Raw genomic sequence first — 11710 nt, forward strand, 5'->3', positions numbered from 1 at the left:
ATGGGTTACTGAGAAGCGGTTTCTGGGTAAACGTAGTCTAACCAGCCCCATTTATCTTCTGTGGTGCCATTGAATAAACCAAAGTAAGCCGCTTGAACTTTTTCAGTGATAGGGCCGCGTTTGCCTTCACCTACTGTAATTTTGTCGACACTGCGAACCGGAACGATCTCGGCAGCTGTACCTGTCATGAATACTTCATCAGCAAGGTAGAGCGCTTCACGAGCAATATTCTCTTCACGGATCTCATAACCCATGTCTTTGGCTAGTGTCATGATCGAATCACGAGTGATGCCCGGCAGAATTGCACTGGTCGCTGGTGGTGTGGAGAGCACGCCATTACGCACCACAAAGATGTTCTCACCTGCACCTTCAGACAGGTAACCATCAACACTCAGGGCGATACCTTCATCGTAACCATGACGACGCGCTTCACCACCAACTAATAGTGAAGATAGGTAGTTACCACCGGCTTTTGCTGCGGTTGGGATCGTGTTTGGAGCCGCACGGTTCCAGCTAGAAATCATCGCATCTACGCCATTTTCGAGCGCTTCTTCACCGAGGTAAGAGCCCCAAGGGAAAGCGGCGATGATCAGCTCCATTTCTGAGCCTTCTGGAGGGCATACGCCCAAGCCAACGTTGCCGACAAAGCCTAACGGGCGGATGTAGGCCGACTCAAGTTTGTTTTGGCGTAGCGTTTCGCGTGTTGCTTCCATAATTTCTTCCTCGGTATAAGGAATAGGGAAGCGATAAATTTTGGCAGAATCTTTGAGGCGTCGAGCATGCTCTGGGTGACGGAAGATCACCGGCCCCTTTGGGGTGTTGTAGCAACGCACCCCTTCAAATACTGACGTACCGTAGTGCATTGCGTGGGTCAGGACGTGAACGTTCGCCTCTGCCCAAGGAACCATTTCACCGTTAAACCAAATATAGTCTGCTGTTTTAGCTGTCATGTTCGCGGTTCCTTATGCGTTTATCTTTTGTTGTAAATTGTTGTTCGGTAGTTCATTGCGGCTGATAGAGATAACGTCAACGGTACGCACATCCCACAGCTTTTCGATCTGGTTTACCAAGAAAGAGATCGGACGCTCACTGTCGACAATGATCTCAACACTCGCCACTTTGCTTTCGTGATTTTGAGTGCCCGCGACTTGTTTAACAATGAAGCCACGGTGACGGATAACACGAAGAACACGCTCTAGCAGGACAGGCTTATCATCGGCTTTGATGTCTAATAGGTATCTTTTCATGTTATGTGTTCTCCAACATCTCGCTGTTTGAAGCACCTGGCGGTACTAGTGGCCATACGTTTTGTTCTTCATCGATGAGGACATGAAGTAGGTAAGCGGTTTTACTCTCAAGCATCTCTTTCAATGCCGGTTCAACTTCTTCTTTACGTGTGATGGTTTTGCCCGGGATATCAAACGCTTTCGCGAGCATCACGAAGTCAGGGTTGTCATCCAAAATGGTTTCGCTGTGGCGACCATCAAAGAACAGTGATTGCCATTGGCGAACCATGCCCAAACGAGAGTTATTCAGCAGCACCATTTTTACTGGGATTTGACGGCGCTTCAGTGTGCCAAGCTCTTGTACGTTCATCATGAACGAGCCATCACCAGAGATCAGAATCGATTGGTCATCAGGTCGGCTAACCGATGCCCCCATCGCAGCAGGTAAGCCAAAGCCCATGGTGCCTAAACCTGCCGAAGTGATGAAATTTTGTGGATCGCGAGGCTGAATATGTTGAGCAGCCCACATTTGGTGCTGACCAACATCGGTAGATACCATCGAGCTTGCTGGCATCATATCTGACAGTTGCTTCAACAGCAGTGGAGCGAAGATCAGATCGCCCGGGTGGTCATAACGCCACTTGAATGAACTGCGAAGGCCTTCAGAATGGTGAATCCAAGAGGAGATATCTTGGCTGAGTTCCAACTGAGGCATGATCTTGTTGATGTCACCGCGAATTGGCGCATTGGCAAGGCGCAGTTTACTGAACTCGGCTGCATCGATATCGATATGAATCACTTTCGCATGTGGTGCGAAGGTATCGAGTTTGCCTGTTACTCGGTCATCAAAACGCGCACCAACAACAATCAATAGGTCACTCTCTTGAACCACAAGGTTAGCGGCTTTGGTGCCGTGCATACCCAACATACCAAGGTAATGTGGGTCGTCACGTTCGATGGTGCCCAAGCCTTTCAATGTGCTAACGGCAGGCATTGGATTAAGGCGTAAAAACTCACGAACAGAGTCGGTCGCTTTCGCCAGTTGAACACCACCACCTACGTATAAAACAGGGCGAGTTGCCTGAGACAAGAAGTATTGTGCTTGTTCAATGGCATCGGTTGTCGCGACAGGAATTGCGGGTGGAGTAAACTCTGGAAGAGTGTGTACAGGTGCTTCGGCTAATTGAACATCTTTAGCGATATCAACAATAACCGGACCGGGACGTCCTGCTTTTGCTACCACAAATGCTTCCGCTAATGTGGGTGCAAGCTCTTCAATATCAGTCACTAGGTAGCTGTGTTTGGTACATGACAGAGACATACCAATCACGTCCATCTCTTGGAATGCATCGGTGCCGATGTGGGAGCTCGCGACTTGACCTGTGATAGCAACCAGTGGAATGGAATCCATAAAGGCATCAGCGAGGCCAGTGACCAAGTTAGTCGCCCCTGGACCTGAGGTTGCCATGCACACCGCGATATCTTGCGTTGCACGAGCCATACCAATCGCCGCCATTGCCGCGCCTTGCTCATGGCGACATAAGATGTGCTCAACCCCGCCATCGTAGAGAGCATCATAGATTGGCATGATGGCACCACCTGGGTAACCAAATACGGTCTCAATGCCTTGTTGCTTGAGTGCGGATACGACCAGTTCTGCGCCTTTCATCGTAATTCCTCCGTATTACCTTTATTTTGGTAACTGTTTCCATTGTCTCTGCACATCTTGTGCTCCCATTCTTCCTGTCAATCGGCAAGGCCGAAAATGCTTCAAAAATAAAAAATCGAATTGTTAAATTAGAAAAAACCCCCGGACTTGGTAGTGCGGGGGTTTTTTCTAATTCGTGGTTACTTTCTTCCCACTCGCCCCCGCGTAGTCTTAATCGTGACTACGATAATCAGGTTAATCAGTGCGTAAAGGCGAGCGTTAAATACCATAAAATCCGAGCTTTCTCGTTTATTGTGTGTGGTAAAAGTTTACATCTCTAGTGTTATCACACAAATCTGCTGCATGACAAGGGAAATGTCATTCTTTTTTCACATTTAAGTACCACCCCACCAAGCTATATAACAACCTAATAGCTTTGGTTAACAATGAATGTCCAGAGTGAATACTTTTAAATCAAAGACAAGGAAAGTTATGGGACTCGCGATAATTCATAGCCGAGCTAGTGTGGGGGTCGAAGCGCCTGAAGTGACCGTTGAGGTGCATATTAGCAACGGAATGCCCGGCTTTACGCTGGTGGGGCTACCGGAAACCACGGTAAAGGAGTCCAAGGATAGAGTGAGAAGTGCGATTATCAATTCACGTTTTGAGTTCCCTTCCAAAAGGATCACTGTCAACCTCGCTCCGGCGGATTTACCCAAGGAAGGCGGCCGTTTCGATTTGCCTATCGCGCTTGGGATTTTGGTGGCATCGGATCAGCTCCCAACGTCAAAAATAGCGCAGCACGAATTTATCGGTGAGTTGGCGTTGTCAGGAGAACTGCGCTCAGTAAAGGGCGTGTTACCAGCGACGTTGGCCGCCGATCGTGTCGAGCGGTGCTTAGTTGTCCCACACTATAATGGTGATCAGGCGGCATTGGTGGGCAAGGGGGCGCATAAATCAGCACAAACCTTGTTGGAGGTTTGTGCTGACATGTGTGGACAGGCGCAGCTTGGCCTATATAGAAGGGAGCACCAACAGGTCGATGTTTCAGAGCTGCGTGACTTGCAAGACATCATCGGTCAGCAACAAGGTAAGCGCGCATTAGAAATAGCCGCAGCCGGTAACCACAATCTGCTGTTTCTTGGCCCGCCGGGTACTGGCAAGACTATGTTGGCCTCTCGGCTGCGCGATCTATTGCCAGAAATGAGTGATGCCGAGGCGATGGAAACCGCTTCGGTGGCTTCATTAACTCAACAGGAGATCAATCAATACAATTGGAAGCAGCGACCTTTTCGATCACCGCACCACTCGAGTTCAATGGCCGCATTGGTCGGTGGTGGCTCTATACCTCGCCCCGGCGAGATCTCTTTGGCGCACAATGGCCTGCTGTTTTTGGACGAGATGCCTGAGTTTGAACGTAAGGTGCTTGACTCACTGCGAGAGCCGCTTGAGTCTGGTGAGATCATCATTTCTCGCGCAGCGGGTAAGACGCGTTTTCCAGCTCGCTTTCAGCTGGTGGGGGCGTTGAATCCTAGCCCGACAGGTTACTATGAAGGTAATCAAGCACGCGCGAATCCACAGATCATCTTACGCTACTTGAATCGATTATCAGGACCGCTATTGGATAGATTCGACATGTCATTAGAGATCCCACTCTTGCCGAAAGGGACCTTAGCCGAAGGCGGCGATCGTGGGGAAACCACTCAAGTGGTCAAGCAAAGGGTCATGCAGGCTCGAGAGGTCATGCTGTCTCGGAACGCTAAATCGAATGCACTGCTGGGTAGTCGAGAAATTGAAAAATATTGCCCATTACGGCGTGAGGATGCGCAGTTCTTGGAAGTGGCGCTGCACCGATTGGGTTTGTCGATTCGCGCCTATCATCGCATCATTAAGGTGGCACGCACCATTGCAGACCTTGATGGCCAAGAGCAAATTGAAAAGAAGCATTTATCCGAGGCACTTGGCTATCGCGCCATGGACCGATTATTGAAGCAACTGACCGTTCAAGCGGTATAGCGGAGAATAACAAGCCTACGCAGAGGTAGGCTTGTTATCGACTGAGAGTGATAAGTGGCTAGAACTTGTAGTTGATACCCACGGATACGATGTATTGTGATTCATCGTAGAAGGTAATGTTTGAGTCACTGTGGCCGTAGCCTGCCAGTGAAACAAATGACCAGTTTTGCCAGTTCATAAATTGGCTGTACTCATAGGCGGCGAATAGGTTGATGTTGTCGTCGCGGCGAGTTTGGTTGTAAATCGGGTTGCTGGCGTCATAGGCGCGTTGATTATAGCCTGCGGTTAGCGCATATCCATGACGCCCAGCGCCGCCAAACAAGCTGATTTTCGCACCAAACTGTTCATAAGAAGCGGCGTTACCGTCGGCAGAACTCGATTGGTAAATCAGCGATGGCGCCAACATCATGGTGCGGCTGACGGGTTGACGATACTGCGCTTTTAAATAGAAGGTATCGGCATCACGTTGCAGCTCTTGTCTAACGAGATCATTGTCGACATCTTTGGTGGCGTAGGCCATATCCAAAGAGAACGCAGAGCCCGCAATGCGATTTAACTTCAAGCGAAACGCATTGCCGGTTTCATCGGTTTCGGTGCGGGCTGATGTGGTGTTGTATGGATCAGCCCAGGTTTCGCCAGACATAATGGTCGGTAAAATAGAGGCGTCAATCACCATGCCCGACGGAAGCTGATATTTATAACCCACTTCAAGCACTACGGTACCCGTTGCGATGTCGTCACGAGTGGTACCTGTGTATACCTGATGATTAAGGTTACGGCCAAAGGTGTAAGCAATGCTACCTAATGGCATGACAATAAATGAGCTTTCAGATGAGGCTTTTTGGTTGTTGGATGAGAGGGTGCGATCAGCGTTGGTATTAAAGTTTGAGGTCGAAGAGGTTACGCCGGTATTGATTGAGATTTCACCACTGAACCCTTGCCTGTCGGCAAGCTTGGCAAAAGCGGGAGAGGTTGCAACACTCAATGCCAAAAGAGTTGTTTTTATTTTCATTCAAGGGCTCCTTGCCCACCAGTTTCTAAGATGGTTATTAACAGCGGTTACGCTTTTAATGTCCTAGTCGCTCACTTATCACTGTGATTGTGGAGTCAGCAACAAAAAGGAAGCCGAAGCCTCCTTTCATCAATACCTTACTTCTTTAATAAGAAGTTAACCAGATCGAAGTACTCGTCGAGAGAGTTAATACCTTGTGCTTCTACTAGGTAGCGGTTGTTCACTACTACAGCTGGTACGCCTGAAAGGCCGCTGTCTTTGAACGCTTTGTCGAAACGACGAACCATTGAATCTACCGCAAAACCATTGTATGCCGAATCAAATTTCTTAGCATCAACACCTTCGTCTAGGAATATTTGACGCAGTTCTGCTTCATCACGTGGTGGTTTGTTCATGGTGTGAATGCGGTTAAACATCACTGGCACCATCTTGTCTTCAACTTTCAGTGCAATCATGGTTGCGTAAGCCTTGCTCATTGGCAGACCCATATTGCCACCCATGAATGAAACATGGTTCTTCTGTAGCTTAGCGTCAGCAGGTAGCTGTTGTTTTAGCTGCTGGATGATAGGTTCAAAGCTATTACAGTGAGGGCAGTAGAAAGAAAAGAACTCTGTCACTACTGGCTTTTTTGATGCTTCTAGATCGAGAACCTTGTAGTGCTCACCTTCGTTAAATTTCGCCGCGTGAGCTGAAAGGCTCAACATGATCAATGAGAAAAATGCGAATAGCTTTTTCATTTATTCAATCTCCATTATGTTTGAATTTTTATCGAGTTATATGTTGCGATTGTGGTTACCACTGAGGCATTAACGAAAGTGGTGACTCCTGCAGGGTAGCAATTTGCTCTTTACAAGCAAGCACTTGTTGCTCCCAATATTTCGGATCATTAAACCATGGGAAGGCCAAAGGAAACGCTGGATCGTGCCATCGCTTCGCTAACCATGCCATGTAATGCACCATACGTAGACCGCGTAGTGGTTCGATTAGTTTCAGCTGCGAGGTATTAAAATCGCAAAACTCTTGATAACTCTCTAGCAGAATATCGAGTTGCATCAGCTTATCTTGGCGTTCACCGTTGAGTAGCATCCATAGATCTTGTATCGCAGGGCCATTACGTGCGTCATCAAGATCAACGAACATTGGTCCGTCACGCCACAGAATATTGCCTGGGTGACAATCACCATGCAGGCGGATATTTTCAATATTGCTCGGCCATTGGCTCTCTAATTCTTTAATCAGAAGGTCGACGTCATTGAAGAACGCGTTCTCTAGGTGAGTCGGGATAAACTGAGAGTTTTCTAGTATCTTACGTGGTTGATACAGATACTCATCTAGGCTGATAGTTGGGCGGTGCTGAAATGTTCTTCCTGCACTCGCTTTGTGAATTCGGCCTAGGAAGCGTCCTACACCTTCCAGTTGGTCTAGGTTATCCACTTCATACTGTCGACCACCAACGCTTTCGAACAATGCAAATAGGTAGCCTTGGTATTCATGCAAGGTTGCACCGTTGACGCGCATTGGCGGTGCAACAGGCATTTCCTGTTCGATCAGCTCCAGTGCGAAGTCGTGCTCTTCTTGGATCTGCTCTTTGTTCCAGCGTTGCGGACGATAAAATTTAACGACGTAGCGCTTACGGTCTTCATCGGTGAACTGATAGACACGGTTTTCGTAACTGTTGAGAGCGAGAAGACCGGATTCCGCGCGAACCCCGATGCTCTCCAGTGCATACCACATGAAGTCAGGAGTCAGGTTATCAAAGTTAAAGGCTTGCATCGTCATAGAATAAAAAAGGCCCATTACTGAGCCTTTTTCCATTTATTGGGGAGTTATACCGACCACTTAGCTGGTGGGTATTAGAGCTTATTGATAAATCGACTTTCGACTTCCATCGTAAACTCTTCATTATCCGAGAGTATAAACTGAATTGTCGAAACAGGTGAGCTCAGTTTTTCAGGGTCAACACCTAAACTGATCGGTAGGTTCAAAACCTCGCCCGGATCGACGGTAATGGTTTGCTTACCGTGCCAGATAGAATCGGGCAGCCCGCTAACATCGAGCTTGTACTCTTGCTCTTGCTGAGTCTTGTTGATGATTTTCAGCGTGTAGGTGTTTTCTACCAGCCCTTGATTATTAACTCTGAATAGCTGGTTTCTGTCACGCAGAACACTCAATCCTGCTGGATCGACACTGGCAATTTGTGCGAAGAACAAGCCAAGCATGAGGATCAGTATTGTTCCGTAACCCAAAAGTTTTGGACGCATTACCTTGGTTGAGTGGCCTTCAAGTCTATGTTCGGTGGTGTAGCTGATCAGGCCTTTTTCGTAACCCATGCGCTCCATGGTATTGTCACATGCATCAATACACGCGCCGCAGTTAATGCACTCGTATTGCAGGCCGTCACGGATATCAATCCCCGTTGGGCACACTTGAACGCATAAATTACAGTCAATACAGTCGCCGAGATCAAGCTCTTTGGGATCGGCTTTGCGAGAGCGAGGGCCTCGGTTTTCACCGCGCTCACTGTTGTAACCCACAATAAAGGTATCTTTGTCGAACATTGCCGATTGGAAACGCGCGTATGGACACATGTGCAGACAAACAATCGAGCGCATCCATCCTGCATTGGCATAAGTACAGCCTGCAAAGAACAGTACCCAAAACACCGGCCAGAAAGATGAGCTAAAGGTAAAGAAACCAACCACTAATTCTTTGATTGGGATGAAGTAGCCGACAAAGGTCAAGCCAGTCGCAATGGCTATCGTCCACCATGCGATGTGCTTGATGGTTTTTCTGAGGATTAAATTGGGTGTCAGTTTGCCTGAGTCTTGCTTTCTTCGTTTATTAGCTGCCCCTTCGAGTTTCTCTTCAAACCAGATGTACATGAAGGTCCAGACGGTTTGCGGGCACAGGTAGCCACACCAAACTCGGCCTAAGAAGGTGGTTATGAAGAATAAGCCAAATGCGGCAATGATGAATAAGATCGCGAGCAGGGTGAGATCTTGTGGATAGAGGGTGGTGCCAAAGAAGTTGAACTGTTGGCTGGCGATATCGAGTAACACCGCTTGTCGCTCACCAAATGGAATCCATGGGATAAGTGCAAAAAGTAAAAGTAACAACCAACCACCGTAGCGGCGCAATTGTTGGAATTTCCCTTTGCTTTCTCGAACATAGATTCGGTTACTTGGGTTAAATCGATCGCCGTTACCTTTATGTGTTTTCGGGTTAAAGGTTTTAGGCGTCACATCTTTGATATCGATTTTATCCTGACTCATGGACTATCCTTTTTGTGGCTATACCCTTCTTCGAGAGTATTGACGACATTGCTTTACAAATATGTACAGGGAGAAACTAAGCCGTAATTGTGGTGCATAGTTCAACTTAGCACTTGCTCTTATTGTTTTAGATAATTCTTATGAGGGGCGATTATAACGACAGTTTGTCCTCACTTCCTTAACGCCGTTAACCTTTGGTGGTGAAAGTCATAACATTTGTGATAAAAAAATAGCGAATAGAAACAAAAAAGCGACCGAATGGTCGCTTTGAAAGATTGAGCAATTTATTAATAAGGCAACCCAAGTAATGAGAGTATTAAAGGATGCCACGCGCTTTTAGGATCGCGGTTTTGAAGTCATTCTCTTGGTCTTTTTTAAGGCCGGGGATCATTTCATCTTTTTCACTGTTACGCATTTTTAGATGGTAGATCAGAACATCATCGGTGAGCTCTTCAAGCTTACCGTCGTAACCGGCCTCTTTTGATAACTTGATGATGAATTCTAACAAGTTAAGCTCTTGATCTTTTTGCCACTCAGGCTCCATAAGTTCAATTAGCTCTTCAATGCGGTGACACTTCATATTTACTTCTCCACAAATTTTATAATAATTTGTTGCTAAGGTATCAAATCGGTTGAGGAATACCAATGTGTAAACACATTTCAAGTCGGGCCGTGTAAGAAAAAAGCGCAGTAAAAACTGCGCTTTTTGTTAAGCGGCTTTAATGACTTTTGCTGTGGTCGATGCTAATAAAGCAGTCTTTTCAACGAAAGTGATTGCAGGAGCCGGTTTTTTTGCCATTGGAGCAGCAGCAAAGCCACTACGACGGCGGGTCGCACTGCGGTTGGTGTGCGAGAACCTGACTGTTGTTGGGCGCATTCATTTACCTAACGGTCAGGCATATCCATTGCCAATTTAATGGCCTGATTTACCATGAGATCCGTTTCAAGTAATTGAAGCGTCACTCCTCTGGCTTTCGCCAATCCGAAGAATAAATCAGGATAACGATATGCATGCATATCAAGCTTAAGATTATCATTATCTCAGCTATCGATCGACGTTTGAGTAATAAATAGACGATATTAGAGCTAAAATAGTGTGAGCAGTATATTTGAGTTTGAACCTCTTTCAGGCTTAAGATGATGCTTTAAAGGAGGTGCATATGTCGTTCTTAAAGAAAACGTTAGCAAGTTTTGGTATTGGGTCTGCTAAGGTCGATTCTGTATTGCAACAGGAAGTGCTCTATCCGGGGCAGAGGGCGAGCATTATTGTGCATGTCTATGGTGGCGCTCAGCCGCAGGAGATCGACAATATTGATCTGAACCTATGCTGTCGCTATGTCAAAGAGGTGACCACTCACTCGCAAGGGCAAGAGGGTGGAGGCCAAGCACGCCGTATGCACCAGACATACTCATTGGCAAAATGGAGCCTACCGTATGCTTTTGTGATTCAGCCGGGTGAAACCCGTGATTTCGAGTGTGAGTTTGATGTGCCATTAAACACTCCGGTTACGATTGGGGATTCAAGGGTGTGGCTTGAAACCGGATTAGATATTGCAATGGCGATTGACCCGTCGGATAAAGACACTTTAACGGTTCGTCCCGATGCACTGCTTGATGGCATCTTTAATGAGCTTGAGGCGCAGGGGTTACGGATTCGTCAGGTTGAATGTGAAGCCGTCGATGGCTTTGAATTGCCGTTTGTCCAAGAGTTTGAGTTTGTTCCTACGACGGGTCCGTACCATGGTCGCTGGCGTGAACTTGAGGTGGTTGCTCACCGCGACGACACTGAGCTAAAGCTGTGGTTTGAGATCGATCGTAATCGCGATGGGGCGCGAGGCATGCTGGCGAGTTTATTAGGTATTGGCCAACTTAAGCGTCAGTTGAGTGTGCCATTAAATGCCTCACCAGAGGAGGCGGGCAAGATGGTACTTGAGTATTTAAACAGCGTTTCCTAGCTTCTTCACTCTTTAGTTTCGAGGGCGACTTCGTTTGTCGCTCTTGAGCTTTATAGCTCGCTAGCTTTCAGCTCTTGCTGCTCCATAGCCGATAGTTGACTTTATTGATGTCATAAAAATTTAAGCTTACACGTGTAAGCTTAATGTGCAATGCTAGGTTAATCGAACATTTACTCTAGTAGGATACTCATGTCTGCATCACCAGCTAGCCAATACAGCGAAATAGAAGAGCGCGCTAATGCGATCACTCATGGCTTGGGTGTGGTGCTGGGTGTCGTGGGGTTGATGTTATTGCTTACTCGCGCGTTGTCTTACCAAGCTGACATGTTGACCGTGATCAGTATGACGGTGTATGGCAGCAGCATTATCCTTCTGTTTCTTGCCTCTACGCTTTATCACTCGATCACCACCGAAAAAACCAAGCGCTTACTGAAAACCCTCGATCACTGTGCGATTTACTTACTGATCGCAGGCAGCTATACGCCTTTTTTATGGTTCATCGCAGCTTTCCGGGGAAAGCCGCTTTTATCTTCAAGAAGAAGTAGTCTGTATCTCGATACCCATATCCCATTCGCTTGATT

General features: G+C 47.2%; 11 protein-coding genes and 1 pseudogene. 3 read left to right on the forward strand and 9 right to left on the reverse strand.

From position 1 onward, the window contains the following. Positions 1-5 precede the first annotated feature (5 nt). The 3 genes from Q1A70_RS05580 to ilvG are packed head-to-tail and all read right to left on the reverse strand — an operon-like array spanning position 6 to position 2895. Entirely contained in the window at positions 6-950 is a 945-nt protein-coding gene (locus Q1A70_RS05580; RefSeq protein ID WP_299687637.1) for a branched-chain amino acid transaminase, read from the reverse strand. 12 nt (positions 951-962) lie between these two features. Continuing rightward, positions 963-1247: an acetolactate synthase 2 small subunit gene (ilvM, locus tag Q1A70_RS05585; protein ID WP_009848112.1), complete on the reverse strand. Its 285-nt coding sequence runs from the start codon at positions 1245-1247 to the stop codon at positions 963-965. Between the two features lies 1 nt (position 1248). After that, entirely contained in the window at positions 1249-2895 is a 1647-nt protein-coding gene (ilvG, locus tag Q1A70_RS05590) for an acetolactate synthase 2 catalytic subunit (protein ID WP_299687632.1), read from the reverse strand. A 471-nt stretch (positions 2896-3366) separates the two neighbouring features. On the opposite strand from ilvG, the gene Q1A70_RS05595 reads away from it, so the two are divergent. After that, positions 3367-4890: a YifB family Mg chelatase-like AAA ATPase gene (locus Q1A70_RS05595; RefSeq protein ID WP_299687629.1), complete on the forward strand. Its 1524-nt coding sequence runs from the start codon at positions 3367-3369 to the stop codon at positions 4888-4890. A gap of 58 nt (positions 4891-4948) precedes the next feature. Here the strand turns inward: Q1A70_RS05595 and Q1A70_RS05600 are convergent, their stop codons facing one another. The 6 genes from Q1A70_RS05600 to Q1A70_RS05625 all read right to left on the reverse strand — a co-directional run bounded on the left by Q1A70_RS05600 (position 4949) and on the right by Q1A70_RS05625 (position 10051). Beyond that, on the reverse strand, positions 4949-5902 hold the full coding sequence (locus tag Q1A70_RS05600) for a DUF2860 domain-containing protein (protein WP_299687626.1): 954 nt from the start codon (positions 5900-5902) through the stop codon (positions 4949-4951). Between the two features lie 137 nt (positions 5903-6039). Beyond that, the gene (locus Q1A70_RS05605) at positions 6040-6639 is read right to left on the reverse strand and encodes a thiol:disulfide interchange protein DsbA/DsbL (protein WP_299687623.1); all 600 of its coding nucleotides are present in this window, start codon (positions 6637-6639) and stop codon (positions 6040-6042) included. 55 nt (positions 6640-6694) lie between these two features. Then, the gene (locus Q1A70_RS05610) at positions 6695-7681 is read right to left on the reverse strand and encodes a serine/threonine protein kinase (RefSeq protein WP_299687775.1); all 987 of its coding nucleotides are present in this window, start codon (positions 7679-7681) and stop codon (positions 6695-6697) included. Between the two features lie 74 nt (positions 7682-7755). Further along, positions 7756-9174 carry a cytochrome c oxidase accessory protein CcoG gene (gene ccoG / locus Q1A70_RS05615; protein WP_299687620.1) on the reverse strand — a complete coding sequence of 473 codons (1419 nt, stop codon included), beginning with the start codon at positions 9172-9174 and terminating at the stop codon, positions 7756-7758. Positions 9175-9490: 316 nt separating this feature from the next. Next, on the reverse strand, positions 9491-9754 hold the full coding sequence (locus Q1A70_RS05620) for a YihD family protein (protein WP_299687617.1): 264 nt from the start codon (positions 9752-9754) through the stop codon (positions 9491-9493). A 129-nt stretch (positions 9755-9883) separates the two neighbouring features. Further along, complete coding sequence (locus tag Q1A70_RS05625; protein WP_299687613.1) at positions 9884-10051, reverse strand: hypothetical protein; 168 nt, start codon at positions 10049-10051, stop codon at positions 9884-9886. 283 nt (positions 10052-10334) lie between these two features. Here Q1A70_RS05625 and Q1A70_RS05630 point away from each other — a divergent pair, with 283 nt between their 5' ends. Both Q1A70_RS05630 and Q1A70_RS05635 read left to right on the forward strand, forming a co-directional pair. Continuing rightward, on the forward strand, positions 10335-11129 hold the full coding sequence (locus tag Q1A70_RS05630; protein WP_299687610.1) for a sporulation protein: 795 nt from the start codon (positions 10335-10337) through the stop codon (positions 11127-11129). 189 nt (positions 11130-11318) lie between these two features. Next, positions 11319-11621 (forward strand): annotated as a pseudogene (locus Q1A70_RS05635) (hemolysin III family protein); the annotation flags it as partial. Between the last annotated feature and the right edge of the window lie 89 nt (positions 11622-11710).

It is taken from the genome of uncultured Vibrio sp. (genome assembly GCF_947488985.1).
GTDB lineage: Bacteria > Pseudomonadota > Gammaproteobacteria > Enterobacterales > Vibrionaceae > Vibrio.

Coding starts and splice junctions, on each gene's coding strand:
- Q1A70_RS05625 (WP_299687613.1), bottom strand. CDS start 10,051: ATGCGCCCAACAACAGTCAGGTTCTCGCACACCAACCGCAGTGCGACC.
- Q1A70_RS05610 (WP_299687775.1), bottom strand. CDS start 7,681: ATGACGATGCAAGCCTTTAACTTTGATAACCTGACTCCTGACTTCATG.
- ilvG (WP_299687632.1), bottom strand. CDS start 2,895: ATGAAAGGCGCAGAACTGGTCGTATCCGCACTCAAGCAACAAGGCATT.
- Q1A70_RS05600 (WP_299687626.1), bottom strand. CDS start 5,902: ATGAAAATAAAAACAACTCTTTTGGCATTGAGTGTTGCAACCTCTCCC.
- ilvM (WP_009848112.1), bottom strand. CDS start 1,247: ATGAAAAGATACCTATTAGACATCAAAGCCGATGATAAGCCTGTCCTG.
- Q1A70_RS05620 (WP_299687617.1), bottom strand. CDS start 9,754: ATGAAGTGTCACCGCATTGAAGAGCTAATTGAACTTATGGAGCCTGAG.
- Q1A70_RS05605 (WP_299687623.1), bottom strand. CDS start 6,639: ATGAAAAAGCTATTCGCATTTTTCTCATTGATCATGTTGAGCCTTTCA.
- Q1A70_RS05630 (WP_299687610.1), top strand. CDS start 10,335: ATGTCGTTCTTAAAGAAAACGTTAGCAAGTTTTGGTATTGGGTCTGCT.
- Q1A70_RS05595 (WP_299687629.1), top strand. CDS start 3,367: ATGGGACTCGCGATAATTCATAGCCGAGCTAGTGTGGGGGTCGAAGCG.
- Q1A70_RS05580 (WP_299687637.1), bottom strand. CDS start 950: ATGACAGCTAAAACAGCAGACTATATTTGGTTTAACGGTGAAATGGTT.
- ccoG (WP_299687620.1), bottom strand. CDS start 9,174: ATGAGTCAGGATAAAATCGATATCAAAGATGTGACGCCTAAAACCTTT.